Annotated in this window: 23 protein-coding genes; 3 read left to right on the plus strand and 20 right to left on the minus strand. The window is 70.3% G+C overall.

Annotated elements, in window-relative coordinates:
* Positions 1 to 54: 54 nt before the first annotated feature.
* The 16 genes from ACODT5_RS02895 to ACODT5_RS02970 form a co-directional block, all read right to left on the minus strand.
* Positions 55 to 3,690, minus strand: coding sequence for a LysM peptidoglycan-binding domain-containing protein (locus ACODT5_RS02895; protein WP_422517576.1), 3,636 nt, complete (start codon positions 3,688 to 3,690; stop codon positions 55 to 57).
* 5 nt (positions 3,691 to 3,695) lie between these two features.
* Positions 3,696 to 4,124, minus strand: a complete 429-nt coding sequence (locus tag ACODT5_RS02900) for a pilus assembly protein TadG-related protein (protein WP_422517577.1) — start codon at positions 4,122 to 4,124, stop codon at positions 3,696 to 3,698.
* A gap of 13 nt (positions 4,125 to 4,137) precedes the next feature.
* A complete protein-coding gene (locus ACODT5_RS02905; RefSeq protein WP_422517578.1) occupies positions 4,138 to 4,587 on the minus strand; it encodes a TadE/TadG family type IV pilus assembly protein in 450 nt (149 codons plus the stop codon).
* A complete protein-coding gene (locus ACODT5_RS02910; RefSeq protein ID WP_422517579.1) occupies positions 4,584 to 5,006 on the minus strand; it encodes a TadE/TadG family type IV pilus assembly protein in 423 nt (140 codons plus the stop codon). Before ACODT5_RS02910 ends, ACODT5_RS02905 begins: the two co-directional genes overlap by 4 nt.
* The gene (locus tag ACODT5_RS02915; protein ID WP_422517580.1) at positions 5,003 to 5,200 is read right to left on the minus strand and encodes a hypothetical protein; all 198 of its coding nucleotides are present in this window, start codon (positions 5,198 to 5,200) and stop codon (positions 5,003 to 5,005) included. The genes ACODT5_RS02910 and ACODT5_RS02915 overlap by 4 nt, the downstream gene beginning before the upstream one ends.
* A gap of 27 nt (positions 5,201 to 5,227) precedes the next feature.
* Positions 5,228 to 6,130 carry a type II secretion system F family protein gene (locus ACODT5_RS02920; protein WP_422517581.1) on the minus strand — a complete coding sequence of 301 codons (903 nt, stop codon included), beginning with the start codon at positions 6,128 to 6,130 and terminating at the stop codon, positions 5,228 to 5,230.
* Positions 6,127 to 7,059: a type II secretion system F family protein gene (locus ACODT5_RS02925; RefSeq protein ID WP_422517582.1), complete on the minus strand. Its 933-nt coding sequence runs from the start codon at positions 7,057 to 7,059 to the stop codon at positions 6,127 to 6,129. The genes ACODT5_RS02920 and ACODT5_RS02925 overlap by 4 nt, the downstream gene beginning before the upstream one ends.
* On the minus strand, positions 7,056 to 8,624 hold the full coding sequence (locus tag ACODT5_RS02930; RefSeq protein ID WP_422517583.1) for a TadA family conjugal transfer-associated ATPase: 1,569 nt from the start codon (positions 8,622 to 8,624) through the stop codon (positions 7,056 to 7,058). Before ACODT5_RS02930 ends, ACODT5_RS02925 begins: the two co-directional genes overlap by 4 nt.
* Positions 8,621 to 9,442 (minus strand): CpaE/TadZ family protein, encoded by an 822-nt coding sequence (locus ACODT5_RS02935; RefSeq protein ID WP_422517584.1) that lies wholly within the window; start codon positions 9,440 to 9,442, stop codon positions 8,621 to 8,623. The genes ACODT5_RS02930 and ACODT5_RS02935 overlap by 4 nt, the downstream gene beginning before the upstream one ends.
* Positions 9,442 to 10,137 carry an SAF domain-containing protein gene (locus ACODT5_RS02940; RefSeq protein ID WP_422517585.1) on the minus strand — a complete coding sequence of 232 codons (696 nt, stop codon included), beginning with the start codon at positions 10,135 to 10,137 and terminating at the stop codon, positions 9,442 to 9,444. The genes ACODT5_RS02935 and ACODT5_RS02940 overlap by 1 nt, the downstream gene beginning before the upstream one ends.
* 21 nt (positions 10,138 to 10,158) lie before the next feature.
* On the minus strand, positions 10,159 to 10,704 hold the full coding sequence (locus ACODT5_RS02945) for an ATP/GTP-binding protein (RefSeq protein WP_422517586.1): 546 nt from the start codon (positions 10,702 to 10,704) through the stop codon (positions 10,159 to 10,161).
* Between the two features lie 386 nt (positions 10,705 to 11,090).
* Positions 11,091 to 11,660, minus strand: coding sequence for a hypothetical protein (locus tag ACODT5_RS02950; RefSeq protein ID WP_422517587.1), 570 nt, complete (start codon positions 11,658 to 11,660; stop codon positions 11,091 to 11,093).
* Positions 11,661 to 11,804: 144 nt separating this feature from the next.
* Positions 11,805 to 12,266, minus strand: a complete 462-nt coding sequence (locus tag ACODT5_RS02955) for a helix-turn-helix domain-containing protein (RefSeq protein WP_422517588.1) — start codon at positions 12,264 to 12,266, stop codon at positions 11,805 to 11,807.
* Between the two features lie 548 nt (positions 12,267 to 12,814).
* Positions 12,815 to 13,168: a hypothetical protein gene (locus tag ACODT5_RS02960; RefSeq protein ID WP_422517589.1), complete on the minus strand. Its 354-nt coding sequence runs from the start codon at positions 13,166 to 13,168 to the stop codon at positions 12,815 to 12,817.
* A complete protein-coding gene (locus ACODT5_RS02965; RefSeq protein ID WP_422517590.1) occupies positions 13,155 to 13,874 on the minus strand; it encodes a hypothetical protein in 720 nt (239 codons plus the stop codon). Before ACODT5_RS02965 ends, ACODT5_RS02960 begins: the two co-directional genes overlap by 14 nt.
* Before the next feature lie 314 nt (positions 13,875 to 14,188).
* Positions 14,189 to 14,899, minus strand: a complete 711-nt coding sequence (locus tag ACODT5_RS02970; RefSeq protein WP_422517591.1) for an HNH endonuclease family protein — start codon at positions 14,897 to 14,899, stop codon at positions 14,189 to 14,191.
* Positions 14,900 to 15,223: 324 nt separating this feature from the next.
* Here ACODT5_RS02970 and ACODT5_RS02975 point away from each other — a divergent pair, with 324 nt between their 5' ends.
* Entirely contained in the window at positions 15,224 to 15,559 is a 336-nt protein-coding gene (locus tag ACODT5_RS02975; RefSeq protein WP_422517592.1) for a hypothetical protein, read from the plus strand.
* A gap of 52 nt (positions 15,560 to 15,611) precedes the next feature.
* Here the strand turns inward: ACODT5_RS02975 and ACODT5_RS02980 are convergent, their stop codons facing one another.
* The 4 genes from ACODT5_RS02980 to ACODT5_RS02995 all read right to left on the minus strand — a co-directional run bounded on the left by ACODT5_RS02980 (position 15,612) and on the right by ACODT5_RS02995 (position 19,219).
* On the minus strand, positions 15,612 to 16,601 hold the full coding sequence (locus tag ACODT5_RS02980) for a hypothetical protein (RefSeq protein ID WP_422517593.1): 990 nt from the start codon (positions 16,599 to 16,601) through the stop codon (positions 15,612 to 15,614).
* Positions 16,602 to 16,816: 215 nt separating this feature from the next.
* Positions 16,817 to 17,656, minus strand: coding sequence for an N-6 DNA methylase (locus ACODT5_RS02985; protein WP_422517594.1), 840 nt, complete (start codon positions 17,654 to 17,656; stop codon positions 16,817 to 16,819).
* Between the two features lie 513 nt (positions 17,657 to 18,169).
* Entirely contained in the window at positions 18,170 to 18,682 is a 513-nt protein-coding gene (locus tag ACODT5_RS02990; protein ID WP_422517595.1) for a hypothetical protein, read from the minus strand.
* A gap of 66 nt (positions 18,683 to 18,748) precedes the next feature.
* Positions 18,749 to 19,219, minus strand: a complete 471-nt coding sequence (locus tag ACODT5_RS02995) for a hypothetical protein (RefSeq protein ID WP_422517596.1) — start codon at positions 19,217 to 19,219, stop codon at positions 18,749 to 18,751.
* Positions 19,220 to 19,688: 469 nt separating this feature from the next.
* Between ACODT5_RS02995 and ACODT5_RS03000 the strand changes: the two genes are divergently transcribed.
* The gene (locus ACODT5_RS03000; protein ID WP_422517597.1) at positions 19,689 to 21,233 is read left to right on the plus strand and encodes an IS1182 family transposase; all 1,545 of its coding nucleotides are present in this window, start codon (positions 19,689 to 19,691) and stop codon (positions 21,231 to 21,233) included.
* 488 nt (positions 21,234 to 21,721) lie between these two features.
* Entirely contained in the window at positions 21,722 to 22,759 is a 1,038-nt protein-coding gene (locus ACODT5_RS03005) for a hypothetical protein (protein WP_422517598.1), read from the plus strand.
* Positions 22,760 to 22,965 lie beyond the last annotated feature (206 nt).

The raw sequence follows: 22,965 nt of genomic DNA on the forward strand, positions 1-22,965 counted from the left end.
GCGGATGCCCTCCCGGAAGCTGTGTGCTCAGCTTCGCGGGAGGGCCAGCCCAGATCAGGCGGACGCGATGCGGTTCGCGTCCATCAGCGCGTTGATCAAGGAAACCGTCTCGGGCGCGGAATCGTACCCACTTTCGATAGCGATGCGTGACAGCTGATGGGCCGTGCGGTCCAGCCCCTGGCGGTCGCCGGTCTCGCTGTAGATGGTGAACAGGTCGCGGTACAGCAGCTCGCTCATCTGGTCGCAGATCAAGCCCCGGGAGGCCGCCGCGAGCGCGGCACGGTAGTCGCGCGCGGCCAGACGCCGGGTGGCGAGCTCGTGCGCGACGTCCACGGTCGCCGAGATCATCTCTTGGATGTCGTACTCGGCCCAGCAGTACTTGGACTGGTTGATGTCGCTGAAGGGGCGGCCACGTACCAACGCCAGGGCGCTGGCCAGCGCCGTGTCCGCGTCCGTGCCGGTCCGGTGCATTCCTTCCTGGTAGTACTCCTGGAACCGCTGCCAGTCGGTGCTGACGTCGTCGTGGAGGCTGTACACGCCCCCGACGATCGGCGGCAGGTAGGCGCTGTGCGGGTCGCTGGCCGCCAGCAGGGGGTCGCGGCCGAGCCAGGCCCGCAGCTTGGACACGTTGGTGTTGCGGTCGTCGGCCCGAATTCGTTGACCGGGCCAGATGGCCTCGTCGAGCTCGTGGCGGGACTTGCCCGGGTGCAGGGCCAGCCACGCGGCGATCTCGGTGAGGCCGTTGCGCCGGTTGCTCTCGACCTTGCCGAGCGTGCTGATCACGTCGACGGGGCCGAGGACTCGGATCTGCGGGGCCGACGGCGGCTCGGGCGTGGTGTTCAGCGCGGCCAGGACACTGGACGTGACCGCGGTGACCCGGGCAACCGGGCGCACCGGAGCCGCGGTCTCGGAAGCGGACTGCGCGGACACCGGCCGGCCCAGCGCGGCGGGGGACAGGCCGGAGTCCTCCTCGTCGGACTGTCCGGCAGCTGTGCCGTCCAGATCGGCCGGCTCGTCCTGATCGTCGGCCTCCACGGTCTGCTCCGTAGGGGGCACGTCCTCCTGCTCGTCGAGGACATCCTGGAGCGCCTCGTCGAAGAGATCCTTGGACACCGGCCGCACGCTCGGCGCGGTCTCGGCTTCGGGCTCCTCCTCGGCGGGATCCTCTGCGCGACCGGTCACCGTGCCGGTGACGGACGGGGCCAGGGCACTGAAGCTGGGTACCGCGGTGGCGAGGGAGGAGCTGACCGGGCTGACCGCGACCTGCATCAACGGGGCCGTCGGCGCCGCGGCAGGCTGCTCGTCGCCGGCATCGTTGAGCGAGCCCTCCTCCGAGGTGTCGCCTTCTTCTTGGTCCTGGGCGAGAGCCGAGTCTCCCCTCGGGGCAAGCGGGCTCGGACCGTTCGGCGCGGGCGCGCCGTCGGGAGCGTGCGTCCAGGCCGGAGCGGCGACGTCGTCCGTCCGGTCGGCCGTGGCCAGCAGCTCGATCAGCGGGAGATACGCCGCCGCCTCCAGGCGCTGCAACGTGACAGCGAGGTCCAGGCCCGGAAGCTGTACCGCGCTGCCGGGCGCCGCAGGGAGAGTCCACGCTCCGGAGACCGCCAGCTGGCTGCCGGCTCCGGCGACCAGGGCGCTGGCGGTCCTGGGGCGGGAGGCGAACAAGTCGGTCAGATCGTCGGCTTCCTCGACCGAGGGTTGCAGCGGCGAGATCAGGACCTTGGGAACCCAGGTGTCTCCGCCGCCGTCGGCCAGGCGGGCGTCGTCGAGACCATCGAACTCCCCGGCGTCCAGCGCACCCCGCTGCAGGGCGTCGTGAGCCCGCAGCTCGGGAAGGGCCCGACCCAGGTCCTCCTGGTGCTCGACCCGGACTGGGAAGACCCCGGCGAGTTCGGCGCCGAGGCCCGCGAGGACCACCGTGGTGTCGTCCGACAGCCCGGAGGAGGCCAGTTCGACGGCCATGCCGAGCATGACGGCGCGGACATCCGCGTCGGTGCCGCTCAGGCGTAGCGCCCCGATGGACTCCAGGTTGACCAGGACCGGTTCGCCTTCGTCGGTCTCTCCGAGGCTGACCAGCGCCGGGTAGGGCGGCGTGATGTCCCGGGCCTTGTCGTCATCCAGGAGGCGGGTGGGGCGAGTCGGGCACCACCAGAGGTCCGGGTTCTCGTCCATCTCGCTGAACGGCGCGATCTGGGGAGTCGGCGCCGCCAGGTGTACCTCCAGCCCGCGGGAGGTGATCCGGATGGCCTCGAGCTGGGGGAGAGGCTGGCCGGTCTTGGCGCAGTTCGCCGCGAGGGTGCGCAGAGCCCGGTCCACGAGCTGGATCCCCGACAGGTCGGAGGCGGCCCGCAGATCGCTTTCGAACTGGGCGGCCTGGCCGGCGGGAATGGGGATGCGGCGGCGCGGGCGGCGGCGGCGCTGCTGGAGTGCGCGGCGCCCGGCGATGACGGCGAGGACCCCGGCCGCCGTGATGCTTCCAGCCGCAGCGACCGTGCGCAGCATGTCCTGGTCTTGGCCGTCGGAGGCAGGAGCCTGCTCGGCGGGGGCGGCCGTCGGCGCCTGCTCGGCCGGCGTGGGTGCCTGGGCCGTGGGGGCCGCAGGGGTCTGCGCCGCGGTCGGCTGCTGCGGCGCTGGCGTGGCCGGCGCGGGTGCGGCCTGGTCCGGTCCGCGGGTGGGCGCCTGGGCCGGAGGCGTCGCGTTCTCGGGAGCGGGAACGGCCGTCTCCGGCGCCGCCGATTCAGCGCTGGGAGATTCCGCCCCGTGCGCGCCGGCGGCGGGTACCTTCAGCTCCCATCCCGGGTGGATGTCGTCGGGGTCGGTGAAGGTCCGGCCGTCCGACTGCTCGTCACCCAGGTTCATCTCAGCGATCTCCGGGTACTCGTCGGCGTCGCCGAGGACGTCCTTGGCGATGGACGACAGCGTCTCGCCCGCCCGCACGGTGTGGGTGTCGGCCTGTACTGAAGTGCTGCCTGCGGTCTGGGTCTTCAGCCCGGTCGCCGCCTGGTCCGCCGGCGCGGCGTCGGAGGGCAGCCGCAGAACCCAGCCGGGCTGCAGATCCGTGGTGTCCGCGGTGATCAGCGTGCCGTCGGCCTGGGGGACGTCCTTGTTGACGTCGATGATGCGGTGCCACTCGATCCCGCCGCCGAGCTGCTGCTCGGCGATGTCCCACAGGGTGTCGCCCGCCACGACGCGGTGCACCGGCCCGTCATAGGCGCTGCTGGCCGACGTGGCCGACGTGGTCGACGTGGTCGACGTCTGCGGGGCCGTGGAGGCCTGCGGGACGGCCGAGGCGACCGCGGCCACCGGCGCGGCGCTCGCAGGCGAGGCGAACGCGGTCCCGGTCGGCAGGAGAATCAGGATGCCGCCGACGAGCGCGCCGGCGAGTTGCTGGGAGCCGCCGAGGAGCCTGATGCGTGGTGCGCTACGGTGCCGCAGGGCCGCGGCCGTCTCCAGGACTACGGAGATGACGAACGTGCCATACCCGTACCAGCCGATGAGCGTGATCGCCCCGAGGAACAGGGCCCCGCTGTCTGGGCTGGTCAGGGCCGTGCCGACTTCGTCGAGGCTCGGCAGGTGGTCGGGCAGGACTCCGACGGTGAGCAGCGCGTACGGCACGCCGGCCAGGAGCACGGCGAGGGCGACCAGCGCGAGGAGCGCGCGCAGGATCGTGGCGGTGGTGCTTCGGTTGTTCATTGCTGCTACCCCCGGTAGACCAGGCTCGCGCGGCCTTGGCCGGTGACGGACCAGTCGCCGCTTCCGAGGAAGACGGGCTGGTAGTGCTCGTTGACGGTGACCTCCAGGGAGCCCCCGTCCTCGCTGACGCTGACCGATCCGGTGACGCCTGCGTTGCTCAGGTAGGAACGCGCGGCGGCGACCGCGGCATTGCGGTCCACGCTCACACCGCCGCCGGAGATGACCTTCCCGGCGTCGACGGCCTGCCCGCCGGCCCTGGCCGCCTCGTGGGCCACGCCCTCGGCATGCGTGCGGGCACGCAGTTTGCCGCCGCCGTCGACCACGAGCGCGGCGACGGCGAGCAGGGCCACGATGGTGACGAGGACGAACAGGCTCATCGAGCCGCGGTCACTCGACAAGGCGCGGCGTACGCGGTGGGCGAGGGCGGGATTCATGCGTTCTTCCTGGTCAGCCGCGCTGGCGGTACGAGTCGATCGGCGAGGTGAACGAACTGGACATGGTTTTGGATCCAGGCAGCCCAGGCAGCGCAATATCGGACAGATTTACGACACAGGTCACCGTGGCGGTGGTGGAGGCGGGTTCACCGATCCGCGCGGAGAACCCGCCCGTGCTGATGGACACCGACGTGCTCGTGCACTGCAGGCCCTGCTGGGCCAGGACCTCGCGCGCCGTCTCCTGGCCGGCGCTGCTCGCCGACCCGCCGTTGCGTTCCAGGGACGCGGCACGGGCCGCGTTGCGCGCGGCCGAGTCGACCGCGTTGTGGGATGAGGTCACGCGGCCGGCGGCCACCACGAGCAGCAGCACCATGATCAGTACGGGAAAGAGCACCATCGCCTCAAGCGACAGCGCCCCGCGATCGCACTGTGTGTGCCGCAGCCGGTGCACGAGGGTCTTCATCGCGCCTCCGTGATGCGCTCGGCGGCGGCATCCGCGTGCTGGTCGATCTTGAGGCGGAGGCCGGGAACCATGGTGTCGACGTAGCCGGTCACCCGGATCCGCACCGTCGCCCCCTTACTGCCGCTCACGGCAGTGTCGGAGATGCTGCCGCCCGCCCTGGACAGGAAGTCCCGGGCCTCCGCGGTGCCGGCGCCGATCGATGCTCCGCGGACCCGCGAGGACTCCACACCCAGCTGCGCCGCCGAAAGCGCGACGTTGCGGGCATGCCACCACAGCCCGACGTGCACGACGAGCAGGATGATCAGCAGCATGGCGGGGAAGACGATGAGCATTTCAAGGCTCATCGCGCCGCGGTCCCGCGCGCCGCGGTCGGCGAGCGTGCGGGACCAGCGTCGGACAGCCCTGCGGGGCCAGGTCACTTGATCTCTTTCGCCTTCTCGTTGACCTTGGTGAGGATGACACCGGCGGCTATGGCCGCGACGACGACGAGACCGGCGACGATCATCATCGTCTCGATGGAGATCGCTCCGCGGTCGTCGCGGACCTGACGCAGCTTCTCCAGGCGGGCCCCGAAGTAGACCTTGAGGAAGTCGAAGGTCGAGTCTTTCTGCATGGCGAAGTTCCTTGTCTGTTCTGGGAGTTAGCTGGCCATGATCCGCGAGAGCGCGGGATAGCCGATGTAGACGGTCATGATCAGGACGAGCATCGCCACGGGCATGACCATCTTTTCGCTGGCCGTGTTGGCCTGCGCTTTTGCCGCGGTGACGAGTGCTCCGGACAGGGAGCGCGCCTGGGCGCCGAGGGTGTCCCCGACGGCCGCGCCCTCCTCACCGGCGATGGCGATGATGTCGGCGGGAGCGCCGAGCTCGGGGACGTCGAGCTCGACGGAGAGCCGCTTGAGGCCCTCCCAGGGGCTGATGCCCTCGAGCTCGGCCCGGGTGATGGTGTCGCGGATCTTCGCGAACACCCAGCCGTCGCCCACCTCCGCCGCCTTCTTCAGGGCCTGGGTGGGCGCCGCGTCCGCCGCTCGCTCCAGCTGGACCAGGCGGAGGTAGGCCTTGATGGCGTGGCGGAAGTCCTCGCGCGCCTCGGTGGCCTGCTGCTTGAGCTGCAGGTCCGGGAGCAGCCAGAACACCACGGCCAGAGCGAGGCCGGCGATTGCCGGGATGGCGAACGGGATCGGGAAGCCGGCGACGGTAGCCAGGCTCACGGCCAGGACGGGCAGAAGCAGCCCGTACAGCGCGAGCCCGATCTTGCGGCCCAGGTGGGCGGCGGGGGACCGGCCGACGAGTTCCAGCTGCTGACGGGGAACGCGCAGCGTCCCCTCACCGGCCATGCGCAGCAGGGCGGCGCCGGCCTTCTCCATCAGCGAGTCGGGAGTGCCTGTGTGCCGGTGACGCTCAAGGTTCTCCAGGCGGCTGGCGTCCATACGCGCCAGCACGTCCTTGAGGTCGGGCCGGCCGGGCATGACGCCGCGGGCGGCGATCACCAGGCCGAGACCGGCGATGGCGCCGCCGACGACGGCGTACGGGGAGAGGATCACGAGGACTCCTCCAGGCTGAGGCCGGCGCCGGAGCGGTCGGCGGAGGAGAGGAACCTGGGGGCGGGCTCGATGACGGCCATCTTCCGCATCCAGATCTTCACCAGGACGAATCCGACCCCGACGCCGACCAGGACGACCTGGCCCGTGACCGTGTTGTACGGCTCGACGTATCCGCCGGAGAGCATCGTCATCCCGAAGATGAGCAAGCAGAAGATCGTCACCCAGCGGTCGTTGGTGCGCGGCTTCTGCCGGTCGGCCTCCACCTCGCGGCGCATCAGCACCTCGTGGCTCAGCGCTTCGGCGAGTTCCCGCATGGCGCGGCTCAGACCGGCGCCGCGGTCCTCGACGTGCAGGATCAGCAGCGCGACGACTTCGTCGACGGTGGCGTCGTTGAGGTCATCGGCGAACGCCCGGTAGGCGTCCTGGGGGAGCCAGCCGGCCGTCAGCCGCGACACCAGCAGGGTCACGTCCTCCTTGATGGCCTTCGGGACCGTCTCCAGGCTCCGCTGGACCGAGGCCTCCAGGCTGACGCCGACGGTGTGGATGTCGGACATGCGCCGCACCCACTCCTCGACCCCTTCGAGCTTGGCGATCTGGCCCTTGCCGGATCCGCTCGTGTTGAGCAGCCAGGGCAGGCCGACGATGACGGCGACGGTGAGCAGGCCGCCCATCGGCCAGCCCGTGAACAGCCACACGCCCATGCCGACGAGGACGGCCGCGCCCAGGCGCGAGCTGCCCTGCGCCCACCAGGCGGTCTTCGATCGCGGGTCTTTGCCGAGGAAGGCGCGGATCCGCTGTTCGGTTCGGCTGCGGCGCCGCACGGTCGTGGAGGGAGCCCAGCCGACGCCGCCCGCGACGGCCAGCGCGAGACCGCCGACCGCGGCCAGGCCGGCGAGGCCGGCGAGCAGGGCACCGAGGGTGAGCGTCATAGCGGCATCACCGTGTTCAGCGGCGCGCCCCAGGATCCCCACCGGTTGTGCAGGACGCTGCGGTCCAGCCCGGCGCGGACCATGTCTTCGAGGCGGCCCTGGGAGATGTTGCCGTGCGGGACGGCGCGTGCTTCGCGGTGGCCGTCCTGCTCGCGGGGCGCGAAGACCATCTGGTGGCTCGGGCGGCCGCCCTCGCCGATGCCGGTGATCTCCATGACGTGGCTGACGAAGCGATGCTTTCGTCCTGTCTTGCCGTCCGGGCCGACGAGTTCGGTCTCGTCGACCAGGCGCACGTAGACGACCAGGTTGATCGCCTGGGCGATGAGCCGGTAGGCCAGGGCCTCGGTCATGCCGATGCCGGCCTCCAGGCAGAGGGTGGCCAGGCGCTCGATGGACAGCTGCGGGCTGCGGGCGTGGAGGGTCGCCATGCTCCCGCCCTCGCCCTCGTTCATGGCGTGCAGCATGGGTACGACTTCCTTGGAGCGGACCTCGCCGACCAGGACCCGCCTCAGGCTCATGCGCAGCAGCTGCGGGAACAGGTCGGACAGCGTCAGTTCGCCCTGGAGCTTGCCGTCCGGACCTCGTTCACCGTTGGACTCGCGCCCTTCGTAGGCGACGACTTCCGGGCCCTCGGGGTCCTCGTGGAGATAGAGCTCGTACTCGCTCTCGAGCGTGCCGACTCGTTCGTTGCGGGGGATCTCGCGGGCCATTGCACGGAGCAGTGACGTTTTTCCAACGCCCTGGGATCCGACGACGACGATGTTCTGACGGGCCTTGACGGCCGCGCGCAGAAAGTGGGCGAGGGTGGTGTCGATGGTGCCCCAGCGCACGAGGTCGTCCAGGCCCTGCCCGCGCGTGCGGTGGCGGCGGATGACGACCTGCGGGCTGGGAGTGACCCAGGCGGAGGCCGCCAGACGGGACCCGTCGGCCATCCTCATGTTCAGGTTCGGCGTGGCCGGGGTGAGGGCCCTCTCGCCCTGCCCCTGCATGCGGCTGATGTGGTTGATCAGCGCGATGAGGTCCTTGTCGCTGGCCGCGACGGGATCCCACTTCCGGGTGGGTCGGTCGGCGTAGTCGACGCGGACCTGGCTCCCGTTGATGATGATGTTCTCGACGTTCGGGTTGTCCAGCAGCGGCTGGAGCCGGCCTGCCCTGAACAGCTCGTCGAACACGGCCTTCTTGAGCTGGGCCTCCTGGGCGGACGTCAGCGGCGTGGCCGTGGCGGCGTACTTCGTTGCCCACTGGGAGACGACCTCGTTGATGATCGACCGGCCGCGCTGGCGGCGGTCCTGGTCGGTCATCCCGGGCTCGGCTGCGGCGGCCTCGCCGATCCGGACACTGGCCCGGCCACGGAGTTCGGTGATCACCTCGTGCCCGACGGGCAGAGTGCCGGGCGTGGATCCGTCCAGCGGCGACGCGGCGGGCACGGGAATGCTCGTGGCCGTGGCGGCGTGACCGGGCACGGCGGTGAGCTTCGGCGCCGGAGCGGGCGTCTGGTTCAGCGCCTGGGTGAACCGGTGCTCAAGGTCGGAAATCGCTGCGGATTCGGGACGCGTGGCGGTCATGAGGCCCTCCCTGCCACCGCGGGCATGGCGGCCGGCCGCAGCTGGATCCTGCGGCGGGTGACGAGTTCGTTGATGGGGCCGTGCGCGGTCCGGGCCGAGCGCAGCAAGGCCTTCGGCGTCCGCTTGAAGTTGCCGTGGGTGAAGACGTCGGCGGTGTCGGGGTCCCAGGCGAGCATGCCGATGACCGGAGTCTGCAGTTCCTGCTGCACGTTGCTGGAGGAGAAGGAGCCCTCCTCGATGAGGAGGAGGCCAAGGGCGTCGGCCCCGGTGCCGTTGTGGGAGAGCTCCTCACGCAGGATCCGCACGGCAGGCGCGGCAGACGTGATCGACGCCTGCGTGGTACGTACGACGAGCAGGACAGCGTCGGCGCGGCGTAGCAGCGGCGTCGGGTAAGCGGTCGTGCTCAGGCGGGTCTCGGACTCCGGGACGAGCCGTCCGGCGTCGATGATCACGTCGTAGCCGCTCTGGTCCATGACGTCCAGCAGCGTGGCGATCTGGTCCCAGGTCCGCGTGAGCGAGGGAGCCTGCGAGGGATCGGTCAGGCCCGGGAGCAGCATCCGGTTGCCGGTGAGGTCCCGGTCCAGGCTCACGAAGTGCTTGGCGAACTCCCTGGGCAGGGTTCCCTGCCGGTCGGCGGCGGCCAGCCGGTGCATGCCGACGGCCGCGCTGCCCTCGCCGCCGAGGTACCCGGCCCGGACCGTCCCGCCGGCGGGGTCTGCCTCGACGAGCAGGGATGGCCTGGGAGAGGCCAAGGCCAAGGCGAGCGCCGAGCAGGTGACCCCGGACGACTTTCCCGATACGAGTGCGATGACGGCCATCAGTTCCTCGCTTTCAGCACGATGGCGACGCTGCCGCGAGCGGCCCAGGTCGCCAGCGGGGCGCTGTCCGTGGGGGCGACGGCCACGTCGACGACCTGCGCCCCGTTCGCGTCGGGAGCGGACACACCGACGACGACGGCACTGAGGCTGTCCGGCGTGGCCGGCTTCTGGCCGCTCTTCGTCGGGTCGGCGTTGTCCTGCGGGGTGTTGACGACCATGACGGCATCGCCCGTCCGCAGCGGCTGAGCCGGGAGTTGGCCGGGCTTGGCCAGGAGCCCGACGGTGTCGCGGCCCTTCGCCACGTTGGCGCCCTCGCTGACCGACGCTCCGGTGACCAGCGTGCCCTTGGGTAGATCGGAGGCCGCGGTCTTGCCCACGATCTCCTTGCTCCGAGCCACCGGCACCGGGTCGAGGGCCGGGTCGGGAGCGACCTCGGCGGCCACGAGGTCACTGGCCTTCACGACCTCGCCGGCCTTGATGCCGTGGGCGACCGCGATGACAGCAACCCGGTTGCCGGCCTCGTTGACCTGCCAGACCGCCACGAGCGCGCCCACGGCGGCCAGCGCCAGGCCGGCACCCACCACCACGGGGCGTCGCCGCCGGCGCGGAGCTTCCTGGGTGATCGGCAGCGGACCTGCCGGAACGGTCTGCTGCTCGGAGCCCTTGGACTTCCTGGATGTGATCGTCGTTGCCATGGTCGTGCTTCGTTCCTCGGGCTAGTTGACGACCTGCAGCTCGCCGATGCGAGCCGTGGTCGTGGAGGTGCGGGTGGTGTCCGGGAGCGTGCCGGTCTCGCCGTTGGTGGCGGTCCAGTCCACCGTCCACGTGCTGGTGGCCGTGATCGTGAAGCTGCCGACCTTCGTGTATCGGTGCCCGCAGTCCGGGGAGTCCGTCTTGCCGTAGCTCTTCTCGTACGGCGTGCCGGGTTTGGTGCAGGTCACGGTGGTGCCGTCGCCCATGGACCAGCCGATGGCCTTCACCTTGGCCGTCACCGTGACGGACAGGCCGCCGGCGGAGACCGTCATCGACTGCGGACCCCACGTCTGCGGCGACTGCGCGGTCCACAACCACACGGGAATGCCGACAAGGCCCTCGGAGCCGGCAGGCGGCGCCGAGCCGATCTGCGCCCCGTCCAGGCGCATCCGGGCGAAGGCCTGCTGGGCGAGCTGCGCTGCCGACGGGCCGGTACCGAGGGGGTCCGTGGCGTGCCATGCCATGAAGCCGCCGTTTTGACCGTTGGGCAGCCCGTGGGTCTGGGACATGCACGCGTGGTAATAGATCGCGCCGGTTGTCTCTCCGTGCCAGACGGGGTCGGACTTGGGCGGCTGGGGAATGGCGAGGCCGATATAGCAGGCGTCGTCGTTCCACCGGCCGATCCCGGGGAGCTCGCAGGGGAAGATGCCGTTGTGCGTGGCCCCGGAGGCACATGTGGTTCCGGGGCCCTGGCTGCCGCCGCCCCCGCCCCCGCCGCCCCCGCCTCCGCCGCCCCCGGTGGGGGGCTTTCCGGGCACGGTGACACCGCCGCACACCCACGAGTTGCAGTGTCCGACATTGGGGTCGCCGTCTGCCCAGGCTGGCGTCGTCGGCTGGATCAGGACGGCAATGACCGCAAGGAAAGCGAGGAACACGGCCGGCAGGACGCGAGACCTCAGCATGTGCGGTCCTGCTGTTCGACGGAGACGATCTTCCACTCGCTGCCCACGGTGCGCGCCTCGAACTTGGTGACGAAGCGCTTCAGACGTTCGGGCGGCAGGGGGAACTCCTTGCCCGTCTTCGGGTCGACGACCTTCCAGTTCGTGACGTCGACGCAGTCACTGATGGACGCCTTCTTCGGGTCCTGGTCGAGACTCACTGCCGTGACTTCGGGGGTGATCTGCGGCTTCCCCGTCATCACGCTCCCGTTCACCTTCATCGTGGCCACGTCCGCGAGGGTCTTGCTGTACGCCTGGTCGAAGGCGTACTTCTCAAGGCCCGTGTCTCGGACATCCGCCTTCGCGAAGGCGGCGATCTGGACATCCCAGTAGCTGCGGTAGACCGCGGCCACCTCGGCCTTCGCGGCGGCCTGCGGGTCAGCGCTCGCGGACGGCGAAGCGGAGGGCGTAGGAGCAGCCTTCTTCTCGGATCCGCTCGTGCAGCCGGCCAGCAGCGCGACCGTGGCGGACGCGGTCACCAGCATCAGGCCGGCACGACGTATATCAGCCGCATTTGAGAGTGCCACTGGCATATCCCCCTACGTGAAAGGTCATCAGGAAAACGCGAGTTGAAAGAGGTTGTTGACATCGCCGCGGACAGTGGGCGCGGGCGGGCCAAGGTCAGGGGGACCGCGAGCTTAGAACGGGGCAGCCGGGATAGTCACTCGGATTTAGCCGTGCGAACTCGGCGTGAATCCGCTGCGCGCAGCCTCGAGAGCGCGGCGCAGCTGACCCACGGGAATCTTCAGCAGCCTGGCGGCCGGCGGGAGCATGGAGTCGTCGAGTGACGACTTGCCACGCTCGATCCTGGACCAGCGGGCCTGGGCGACTCCCAGACGCCTGGCCACATCGCCCTGGCTCATGCCGGCCAGCATTCTCAGCCTGGCCAGATCGACCGGGGCGCTGTCCGGTATGAGCGCGGACAGTGGCACGCACAGCACAGCGGCCAGCGCCAGCACGGTGGTCAGCTGGGGTTTGCGCTTTCCCTGTTCGTACAGGCAGATGTGTGGACCGGCCACGCTCGCTCCGTGGCTGCGCGCCCGCGTGGCCAGCTCGTCCTGGGACAGCCGAGCGGCCGTTCGCAGCCGGCGCAGGGCGGCGGCGCTGAAGCCTGCTACTCCGCGACTGCCCACCGTGCTCCGTCTCGCCTGTGACTTCGAGGCGGTCTCCGCGCCCGTTCCCGGCCAAGGTGGTGCCGGTGGGCGGGATGTTAGCGGGCACGGCAGGAATTCGGACAGTCGGTGCGAGGTCATACTCGGCCGCCGAGGGGTTTGCCGAGTCTTCGCGGGTGGCCGCGGCGGAGAAGCATGTGCACGTCAGACGTGATTTGGAATACACACGTCCCCCTCCCCCGTTCCCACGTCCCCACGTGGAAATACTGGTCGTTCCGTGACTGAATCTGATCGGTAACTTATACGAATCTTGCACGGCCCTTTCGGGGCGTCAAGATCTATTCTTGTGATGATCTTGACCTTATGTGTGCGTATGTCTGTTCTGGTCGGGTGTGATGCTGACTTGGCCTTCTGTCCGCCGAGCGGTCGGCCGGGGCTCGGACCCTCGCCTGGCGGTTCAATCAACGTTGGTTCAGGCCAGTGCTTTCGGGCCCCGCTCGCAGTGCCGGTACGGCAGTTCACCAAGGCGCCCAGCCCCAACTCCGGGCTCGACGGAGCTATGACGGAGATCACGCTCCCTCCCGTGAGACGGTCTTCCCGGAGCGTGACTCCGAGTGGGCACGCGTACCTGCGGACGCGGCGAACCGGACCAGACCGAGCGCAGCCATAAACGCGATGAACAGGCGATAGACCGTGACCAGTCCGGACACGAGGCCGCCGATGATGCTGAGCAGCGCCACCGGCCGACCCAATGGGCTCGGAAGGTACGGAGCCGTCACCACGGTTCCGAGCAGACTGACGGTCAGGACCGCCCACACCAGCCCGCGGGCTGCCGATTCGGTGGCCAGGCGTGCCCGCTGGGCACCCAGGGGATCACGTGAGCGTCCAGCCGCCGCTGCCGTCGTTCCATCACCGGTCGCCATGACCGTCCTCCTCCGGGTGGGGTGCCGGATCAGTGGCGCGAGCGACGGCGTGCTGAGCGTGCCGCAGTCCGGCCGCCAGCTCCACCAGGCTCTCGGTGATCTCGTCCAGGACGGCAGTGGGCACCGCCTCCTCGACAAGCCGGGCAGACCGCGTGCCGCGGTAGGCGCCCTGGTCTCCGGCGCCACCTCTGTCTCCTTCGTCCAGGTCGGCCAACCGGTCTTCCAGATGCCCCTGCTCTTCCAACACCTGTGCGGACGCCGCCCCCAGCCGGTGATAGGCCTCTTCGTACTCCTCGACCACATCGAGCGCACGCCCCTCTTCACCGGCGGCCAGGACAAGTCCGGTGGCGTCCCAGAGGAATCGGTGCCCGCCCTGTGCCGCGTGCCGCAGTTCGGCTACCTCCGAGACCGATGCCGCCGAAGCGATCACTTGCTGGAGGGCCAGTAGACGGTGGATTCGTCCGGCGTACGGAGCACCGGCGTCCAGGATGCGGACCTGGCGACACGTGGCCACGGCGGCAACGGCAGGGCCGCCCCAGGCCAGTGCGACGCCGGCAACGGCCGCACCGACCAGGGCAGTCCCCGCCGCCAGGTGCACGCCCAGGACCGGCCCGAGAAGAAGAACCACGGCCAGGACCAGCGCTAGACGGCCCACACTCACCGGGATCGGCAGTTCGGCACCGCCGAGCTGCTTCAACAGCAGCACCGGGCGGCGCCCCCACACGATGCGTGCAGGGACTGCACGCCACCCTGTGCTCCGCCCTGGGGCGAACACTCCGACCTCCGCAGGGAAAGCGGCTTCGAACTGGAGCCTCGACTGAAGCGGGTACCCCCAGCGGATCCATCCCCAGTCCGTGCGCTCCACGGTCTGCACTGCAACGGCCGACTGGACGAAGGCTCCACCCGCGAGCTGCTCCGAGACGGCGTGGTGGCGACGCACGGCCTGCTCGGTCGCGCTTTGCCAGCGATCTACGTCGCCCCCGAACGGCCGCGGACGGAGCGATCCGGTTATGTCCTCCTTCACTTGGCTGCCGCCTCACCGGGGAGCGCCGGCCCGGGGCAGCTGCCGAGAACACGGTGCAGCGCCTCCTTCTCCGCGGACGTCACCCACAGCCGGTACTTCTTCTTCACCGCGACCTGGCGCAGGGCGTAGCCGCAGCGGATCTCCTTGTTGGGCGGCAGCCAGGAGGCGGCGTCGCGGTCCCCCTTGGCTTGGTTCGTCGGACCGTCGACCGCGACGAGATTGAGTGGGTCCCCCGCGAAGTCGAGGCGCTCGGCAGGAGTCAGCTGCTGCGCGCCGGTCTGCCAGCTGAGGCTCAGCGGCACAATGTGGTCGATCTGGACGGCCATGGAGGTCTTCGAGCCTCGGGTGAATGTGATCGTGCGGGCGGTGTACGGGTCGTGCAGCACTCCGGATACGACGGTGCACGGCCCCTCGCGGACCACGTCGGTCAGGTCGCGGGCGAGGATGTCGTCGCGCCCTGAGCAGCCGTTGTGGCTGCCCGGGGCGGAGCCGTTGTCGCTCCAGGGCGGCCCGAACTGGTCGCGGCTGTAGCCCGTCTTGGGGGCCCTGCCCTTGACGGGGAGCTGGTCGAGCGCCGTGATGGCGGACGTGACCTGTGTCATCGGGCCGGCCGCGGCCTTCGGGGCCGACTCGGTGGGGGCGCAGGCGGCCAGCGTGGCCGCCGCGAGGGCGGCGCTGACGGCCGAGGCGAGAAGACGGTGGGACATGGCGTTCCTTGAGTGTCGGAGTGATGCGTCATCCATAGAGGTGGCGGAGAGGCCTTTGGTGTGACAACGGGCCAAACAGCGCCGAGGCGCGCGCTACGACGGTGTGGCCGACCTGGCACAACGAGGCGGGGACGTTGAGGTCGGCGGAGGACCTCCTGGGCCTCGGGGGCAGGGCTCCGCTAAGGTCACCGCTGGCAGGTACGTCCCGCCGTGGCGGTCCCGTAGGGGCCGAGGATCTCAACGCACGCAATCGCAATCCGGATGCGCTCAGCGCACGCCGGTGCCCAGCGCTGCCCTTGCCCCCGCCATGAAAGGAACGCCCTCATGAGCCTCGACGTACTCCACCTGAACACGCCGCCCACCGAGCAGGACTGGGCCGAGCTGATCAGCTACGCCCCGGCCGACGACGGCTTCGAATGGCGCGACCTGCTGACCGAGCAGGACATGGCCGCCTCCCACCACTACAACGACGACGTCCGCCGAATGCTCCACTCCATGCCCGGCGCATCCGCCCGTCTGCAGGAGCTCGCGGAACTGCTCCTGATCGGGACCGTCCGCGAGGCGCTGCGCCCGGCTGTATGTGTCCTGCGCCTGGAGGAACTCGGTGAACTTCGCCGCGCCGGCGCCGACGGCAACGCGTTCACCAGCGCCCGGCCGTAGCAACTGCGTGCCGCCTTGCGGTGTCGCTGGCGTACGTCCGAAGGCGGCGCCTTCAGCTGACTGTGCCGCTGAAAGTGAACGTGGTTCCCTGATCGACCGCTTCGACGCTGATCGGACCCGGGACGGCCGAGGACGGCAGCGTGAAGTGCACGTTGACGGTGGCCGGGCGCGACGGGGCGATCGGAGCGTCCGGGTAGTCCAGGCCCGCGGTGAGCGCCGCGGTGGTGCGCAGGTCCGTGCCAGTCAGCACCCGCAGGGTGACTCCCAGGCCGGTGCGGGGCTGAGAGGCGCCGTTGACGACGGTGAGGTCGGCCGAAGCCGACCTCACCCCGTCCTTCGCCGGCCCGAGCGTGATCGCGGAGAGCCGGACCCCGGTCTGCGACCACGTATCGAGAGGAAGAACTCCTTCAGTGGCGGGCCCCGCCTCGGTGGGCACCGGGGAGTCAGATGCTCCGGCTGTGGTGCCCGGCAGGGTGCCCTCGAAGAAGAGGTTGTCGGCCTCCGCCATCCCCTCCTCCGTGGCTTCGGCGGTGACAGTGACCCGCTGACCGAGCCCCTGTGGCGGAACGGCCACTCCGACCTCGGCGGTGAACGTGGAGCCCGGGGTCTCCTTCACGGCGGCCTCGCGCGCGGGCAGGCCAGTGAGGACGGCGTCCTTGACCAGAACTGCCTGGCGGCCGATGGGGCCGAACCGCACGGTGAGAGCGGTGTCGGGCAGGCGCGCGACACGGCCGCTGCTGTTCGTGAATCGCGCCTTCGTGCGCAGTACGGTCCAGCCGGCGGGCACGCCCTCAGCGGAGGCGCCCGCGCTGGTCTCCTGGAAAGGATCCACCTGCAGCGTCCAGCCCTGGGTCGCGATGGGGGCCGGGCTCCCCAGCGCGGTGATTCCTTCAGGGAGCGGGGATGTTGCGGTGCTGGGAGCGGCTGCAGGCCGGGCGGCCTCCTGGCCGGGGCCCGCTTCGGACGTTGAGCCCGCACAACCCGCCGACAGCGTCGCGATCGCCACCGAGATGACGGCGGCCAGTCCCCGTGTGCTGCGCATGGCTTCCCCTTCGGTCGCGGCGCGGAATCGCGCTCCTGATCGAGGATCATGCCAAAACGGCTGACAGCCCCGATACGACGGGGACGAAGGGGGCGCCATCCGGGCGCCGCAGCGAGGGCAAGGCGGGCGCTGGGGGAACGCGCTAAGCGGAAAGGTGTGACCAACCCGGGGACAATCTCGCGGATTTCGTCATCGCCGTCGGCCCCCGCAGAAGGTCAGGAGCCGTCCTTGCCGAAGTGCTGATCGATGATGGTCGTCACTCGGCGAATTGCCGCGATCGCACCAACCTTCTTGAGGATCGTGTCGCGCTCGGCCCGGAGCTCGATCCGCGTACTCGCGACGCGCTCAGCCACCTGCGGATCGCGCAAGGTGTCACCACAGGCGACAACCACCCTGCGGCCGAGCCCCCACACGATACTGTTCGCCGCCGCTGCAGCGGCGGCCAGAGGGTCGATCTCGACCAGCCACCATTCGTAGTCCGCCGGATCCCCGCCCAGCGAGCGCACATGCTGCGCGATTGCCCGGAAGATCCCGCCTGTTCCCCGCGCCGGTTCCATGAACTGCTCACCGGCCGGCGGCAGTGTCCCGCCCGCGCCCAAGTTCGCGACCAGCTCAGACAGGTGCGGCGGCGTGTGGTACTCGCCCAGGCGCTTGCGAGCACCGGGTGAGCGCAGCTCCATCAGCACCCACGAGAGCACATCGACGTGGCTGCGCTCCTCCGGATTGCTACTCCCCGTCATGCCCAAGATGCCCTCACGTAGGCAGGCGTCGACCACGAGGCGAACCGAGCGGGCGAGGTCCTCCACGTTCTCTTCGACCAGCCAGGCGAACAGGGGCGTCATCACCGGCGCCAACTCGGGCTGCCGCGCCCAGTGATGCACACACACCTCCCGCAGCCCCTGCAGGAGCTGGCGATCGCTGCTCCCGTTGATGATCTGGACGATCTCGGCGGGATGGTCTCTCCCCGGAATCAGGGCCAGGGAGGCGACGACGCCGAGGGGGATGTCCATGCGGCTGCTGAACGGTGTGGAGTGCCAGGCCTCGGCGACGGCCACGCCGAGCCGGTGGGCGTCGGCGTGGCCTCGGGGGCGGCCCAGCGGTCGGCGCTGCTGGGGCGGTGTGGGGTTAGGCGGTTTCATACGGGACTCCGTGAGGGCTCGACCGGTCGGATCGGACTGTCAGGGGCGCGGCGGTCGCGGGCGTCGGGCGGTGCCGGAGGCCGGCGCCCGACAAGTTGGGGCCAGGCGGTCCCCCGGGGCGCTGCGCGGGTCAGCGGCCCTTCGCGGCCGGGCTCGTATGGCGGGGCGCGGCCGGGGCGGGTGCTTCGGCGGAGTGAGCTCCTTCCGGCAGGAGCTGGCTGGAGGGGATCGTGCGGCGAGCAGCACGCAGGCCTCGGCCAGTTGGCCCGTAGCCGTTGGGGGCGACACAGCAGGCCTGCTTCGCCACGTTCCACGCCTGCGCGGCCGTCGCCACGCTTGGCGTGGTGCTGCCCGGTGGGCGGAGTGGGGCGCCGATTCGTTCCGACCCCAGCCGGGCACAGCGGCGGGGGCCGCCACCGGTGGCGCACATCAGCAGAGCGACCACTGGCCGGTTTGGCGAAACTCGCCGCTGACCAGGTCTACGACCAGGTGGTCGCCTTCCTGGGGGTGGTCGGCGCGGGCGTAGTCGGCGAGCAGATCCGCGTACCGGGTGGCCATGGCGTCCCACTCCGGGTCCTGCGGATCCTCCGGCCAGTAGAACTCCTCGACCGAGCCGTCTGCGCGGTGTAGGTAGATCATGTCCCCGTCCCAGAACACGCCGTCCTCGTACGGGCTGTCGGTGACGAACTCGATCTTGACCACGGGGGAGTCTGGGTTCTCAGGTGGCTGAGCGCACAGGTCGCGCAGGATCTCCAGGAGCTCCTGGGCTCCCCGCCGGTCGCCCTCGCTCAGCAGCATGTTGCCGATGGCGAACAGCTGGTCCATCGTCCAGTGCTCGACCATCGCGAGGATGGCGGGCTCGTCGGCGAAGAGCTCCGCGTTCAGGCGCGGCGGGGCTGCCGGGGTGGTGTCGGCGGGGGTATTGATCGTGCTGGTGGTCATGGGGGCGGCCTTTCGGTGCTGGGTGGGCCGCCTGACGTTGCGCCGGGCGGCCGGGGCGGGACGGGTTCAGGCGGGCAGGGGGACGTACAGGACGGGGCTCGGCGTCCCGTAGGGCTGCTCGTCATCGCCGATCTCGACCAGGGCGTCAGCGACGAACGTCCGCTCGAAGTCGGGGGCCTCGACCGTGGCGTCGGGTCCGTAGTGGAGCGTCGCCCCGTAGGTGTTCCAGGCGGGCCCGTCGTCGTAGTCGTTGGTGACGGCGATCGTGACGGCGCTCGGCATCGGGAACTTCCGGTGCGTGAAGAACTCCATCAGGGCGTCCCGGAGGTCGATGCGCAGCTCGGCCGGAACGTTTGGGTACACGTCGTGGGCGGGGCCCCGGGTGGTGGGGAAGGCGGCGCGCAGCTCGGCGGCGAGCTCCGCCGGCAGGGCGGCGGCGGACGCTATGGCGTGGAAGGCGCGCTTTAGGTCGTCTTCGGTGGCGCGGAACACGGCGTCCTGGGCGTCGTAGTCGGCTTCGGACAGGGGCTTGGGCATGGTCGGGCTCCTAGCGGTGTGTGGAGGGGGCCCTGCGTAGCGGGCTGGTGAAGGTGCGGGCGAGCGGCATGTCCGCGTCGCCCCAAGGGGGCGTGGACCGGGTGGTCTGCCAGCGGGCCCAGGCTTCCCGGAGTGCGATCCGGCGGGTGAACTGGCAGTTAGTGGGGTGCCGCCCCCCGACCTGTAAACCATATCGTGTTTCATAGAATTAAGCAATCTACTTGGGGTAGGGCTGCGCCCTGAGGGCAACGACCGTCCGAGATCGTTCCGCCGCGCTGCGCCCCACCAGCAGGATGTAGCGGTCCCGAAGTGCCGTAGCCGACGGCGCCGAGGTGGTGCAGGGTGTCGGCCAGCACTCGCCTAGAAGACTGATGAAGATGTTGGGTTCTGGCTCCGCCGCGTCAGCGGCGGGGCCAGACTGGTTGTTGTGGTTCAAGGGGAGTGGGTCGGGGAGACGGTCGGGCCTGATGTGTGGGCGACGTGTCGGGAGTTGATTCCGGCTGGGAGTGTGTTCGCGTTCCTGGCCGAGCACCGTGGCCGGTTGTTTCCCGCGGAGATGTTCGCGGATATGTATCCGTCGGCGAACGGGCGGCCGTCCATGCCGCCGCAGATCCTGGCCGCGGCGATCACGGTGCAGGCCCTGCACGGCCTGTCGGACTTCGAGACGGTCCAGGAATTACGCTGTGACCTGCGGTGGAAAGCCGCCTGCGGCCTCGGTCTGCATGACATGGCGTTCGACCCGTCGCTGCTGGCCTACTTCCGGCGCCGGCTGGCCCGCTCCACCCGCCCGAACCGGGTCTTCGAGGCCGTTCGTGAGGTCGTCAAGGCCACCGGGGCGCTGAAGGGCAAGCACCGCCGGGCGCTGGACTCCACCGTTTTGGACGACGCGGTCGCCACCCAGGACACCGTCACCCAGATCATCTCCGCGATCCGGGCGGTGATCCGGGAAGTCCCCGGCGCCGCCGAGGTGGCCGCAGTGCAGTGCACGGCCCACGACTACACCGACCCGGGCAAGCCCCGCATCGCCTGGAACGACGCCCAGGCCCGCGCCGACCTCGTAGATGCCCTGGTCACGGACGCGTTGCGGCTGTTGGGGCACCTGCCCGAGCAGCCGCTCGGCGAGAAGGCAGCCGGCGCGGTCGGTCTGCTTGCCCTGGTCGCCGGGCAGGACGTCGAGCCCGCCGACGGCTCCGACGGCCGCGACGGGCGCTGGCGCATCACCCAGGGGACCGCCCCTGGCCGCATGGTCTCCACCGTCGATCCCGAGTCCCGTCACGTCCACAAGACCCGCAGCCATCAGCAGGACGGCTTCAAGGCCCACCTCGCGATCGAGCCCGAGACCGGCCTGTTCACCGCCGTCGCCCTGCGTCCCGGCTCCGGAGCCGAACACCACGAAGCAGCCGTCGGCCTGGACCTGCTCGCCGACGAAGAACAGCCGGTCCACGCCTTCGGCGACACCGCCTACTCCACCGGCGACGCCCGCCAGGCCCTCGAAGCCGCAGGTCACCGGCTGTTCCTCAAACCCGCGCCATTGCGGGCGGCCGTTCCCGGCGGATTCACCCTCAACGACTTCGCCATCGACACCACCTCGGCGACCGTGACCTGCCCCCAAGGACACACCGTCCCGCTCTCGGACCCCGGCGGACAGCACCACCAGCGCACAGCATCCTTCAAGGACCTGTGCACCGGATGCCCCCTGCGCGAGCGGTGCACCAAAGCCAAAGCAGGCCGGACCCTGACCATCCGCCCCCACCACGACCAGCAGGCGGCCGCCCGCCACCAGGCCGCCACCGACCCCGACTGGCAAGCCGCCTACCGCCGCTGGCGACCCCCCGTCGAACGCGCCGTCGCCTGGATCGTCCACCGGGGCAACCGCAGACTCCGATACATCGGCACCATCAAGAACGACACCTGGCTCCACACCCGAGCAGCAGCCCTCAACCTCCGCCGACTGCTCAACCTCGGACTCACCCACACGAACGGCACCTGGCACCTCGCCCCAGCCGACACATGACCACGAGGGGCTGCCCGGCCTCCGGCCGGACAGCCCCTCAACAAGATCTTCATCAGCCTTCTAGGAGCTGTCCAGACGCCGGCGCCCGGGCGCCGACCTGGACCAGACGCTTGATCACCCCGTCGCAGCCAGCCTCCGATCCGGTGATCTTGGACCGTGATCTGGCTGAAGCGCGCGAGTTCTCAGAATCCGGGACGACCAGGGCGGGTAACCCGCGCGGGATCTGCAAATCGGGCGGGATATGCACGCGGGTTCGCTCTGTTCTTGTCGACGCGTTGGCCAGATGGCCAGGGCAGTCCCGTGCCCGGGACTCGGCGAGCACCGGGCCGCTCGGAGAGGGCCGACGGCTTGCGCGCTATCCAGGCGCGCGCAGATCGCGTCCGTGCGCCGGGGAAGAAAGTTAGGACCGGCCAGCCCAGCCGCCGAGCGTCAGTAGGCTGGGCTCGGCCCAGCCGGCCACCGTCCGCCCGTCTCCAGGAAGAGCCGCCGTGAGCAATCAGCCCCGCCTCGCCGAAGCCAGCGACGATGCCGTCGCCCTGCGGGAGACGACCCGGCACTACCTTCAGATGGTGGCGCAGTCCTGCGGACAGGAGTATGACGCGCCCTGGGCCTGGAACTCTTTCGGACTGTGGGTCCCGCCCGAGGACCCGTCAGCCGCGTCCGAGGAGATGCAGCGGCTCTTCGGTGACTGCAGCCCCGAAGAGCCCGCGACCGTCGAGATCCTGTGGAAGAGCTGGGACGACACGGCACCAGCCTGGTACCGCATGCACATCATGGAGACCTACTCCAACCGGACTCGGCCGGCGATGCGCGGCACCTGGGCGAACCCGGCGACCGGCTTGGTGGAGCTCGACGACGTGGTCGCGGTGCGTCCTTCCATCGAGGGCCTGCCGCTGAGCTGTACCGAGACCGCGAGCCCGAAGTTCCAGCCCTCCCCACTGCGCCCGGCAGCCGACCCGGAGGACCTGCTGCCCGAGGTCACGATGACCCAGGCCGAGGCGGAGCTGATGATCAGCCTCTACCTCCACCTGGAGAGCCACCGCCTCGGCCCGCTGTGGACCACGATCGACGCGCAGGCAGCGGCGACCCGCGACCGGCTCCTCGACATCGTCAACACCGCCGGGTCCGCGGGCTCACGGACCGACATCAACATCACGGTCGCCGTCCGCGACACCTCGGTGAGCCAGTGCCCGCACCACGTCTTCGACCCGGCGCCTGCATACACCGATGTTGACGAGACGCGGACGGTGGGCCTGCACGAGGTCGCACACGCCCACAAGGACGGGACCGTGGGCCTTGAAGAGCACGGTCACGAGCACCTTCGCACGGTCCTAACCTGTGTGGCCCTGTACGGCGGGAGCGTCCACCTGGCCACCGTCCCCCTCGACGGCTCAGCGGTCCCGGTGGCCACCGAGTCCCACTACCAGGTCCACTACGACTGGCGATGTGAACTTGTCGAGGATGCCGAGCAGCGCCAGATCCGCCACCTCAACCACATGATCACCACCCGCGCCGGCGACCGCTGACGGCTGCCTGTGTGGCCGGGGAGGATCGACCAGGACACGGCCCTAACCTCCCGCCCCCTCGCAACCGGTCGGGGACCTACGCGGCCCGCCGCCTATGCGTTGTCCAGCTGCCCCCATCCGAGCGGGAACCGGGCGTCACTCGCTGCTGCGGGGAGATGACCGCGGTGCTGCACAGCGACCGCCCCAAGCCCCGTGTCAGTGGGCTG

The organism is Streptomyces tatrensis (assembly GCF_049310065.1).
In the GTDB taxonomy this organism is placed as follows: domain Bacteria; phylum Actinomycetota; class Actinomycetes; order Streptomycetales; family Streptomycetaceae; genus Streptomyces.

Excerpts from the sequence above, each read along its gene's own strand:
- ACODT5_RS02895 (WP_422517576.1), bottom strand. The coding sequence starts at position 3,690 with ATGAACAACCGAAGCACCACCGCCACGATCCTGCGCGCGCTCCTCGCG.
- ACODT5_RS02975 (WP_422517592.1), top strand. The coding sequence starts at position 15,224 with ATGAGCCTCGACGTACTCCACCTGAACACGCCGCCCACCGAGCAGGAC.
- ACODT5_RS02945 (WP_422517586.1), bottom strand. The coding sequence starts at position 10,704 with ATGTCCCAGACCCACGGGCTGCCCAACGGTCAAAACGGCGGCTTCATG.
- ACODT5_RS02900 (WP_422517577.1), bottom strand. The coding sequence starts at position 4,124 with ATGAATCCCGCCCTCGCCCACCGCGTACGCCGCGCCTTGTCGAGTGAC.
- ACODT5_RS02905 (WP_422517578.1), bottom strand. The coding sequence starts at position 4,587 with ATGAAGACCCTCGTGCACCGGCTGCGGCACACACAGTGCGATCGCGGG.
- ACODT5_RS02990 (WP_422517595.1), bottom strand. The coding sequence starts at position 18,682 with ATGACCACCAGCACGATCAATACCCCCGCCGACACCACCCCGGCAGCC.
- ACODT5_RS02915 (WP_422517580.1), bottom strand. The coding sequence starts at position 5,200 with ATGCAGAAAGACTCGACCTTCGACTTCCTCAAGGTCTACTTCGGGGCC.
- ACODT5_RS02930 (WP_422517583.1), bottom strand. The coding sequence starts at position 8,624 with ATGACCGCCACGCGTCCCGAATCCGCAGCGATTTCCGACCTTGAGCAC.
- ACODT5_RS02960 (WP_422517589.1), bottom strand. The coding sequence starts at position 13,168 with ATGGCGACCGGTGATGGAACGACGGCAGCGGCGGCTGGACGCTCACGT.
- ACODT5_RS02935 (WP_422517584.1), bottom strand. The coding sequence starts at position 9,442 with ATGGCCGTCATCGCACTCGTATCGGGAAAGTCGTCCGGGGTCACCTGC.
- ACODT5_RS02980 (WP_422517593.1), bottom strand. The coding sequence starts at position 16,601 with ATGCGCAGCACACGGGGACTGGCCGCCGTCATCTCGGTGGCGATCGCG.
- ACODT5_RS02925 (WP_422517582.1), bottom strand. The coding sequence starts at position 7,059 with ATGACGCTCACCCTCGGTGCCCTGCTCGCCGGCCTCGCCGGCCTGGCC.
- ACODT5_RS02940 (WP_422517585.1), bottom strand. The coding sequence starts at position 10,137 with ATGGCAACGACGATCACATCCAGGAAGTCCAAGGGCTCCGAGCAGCAG.
- ACODT5_RS02995 (WP_422517596.1), bottom strand. The coding sequence starts at position 19,219 with ATGCCCAAGCCCCTGTCCGAAGCCGACTACGACGCCCAGGACGCCGTG.
- ACODT5_RS02970 (WP_422517591.1), bottom strand. The coding sequence starts at position 14,899 with ATGTCCCACCGTCTTCTCGCCTCGGCCGTCAGCGCCGCCCTCGCGGCG.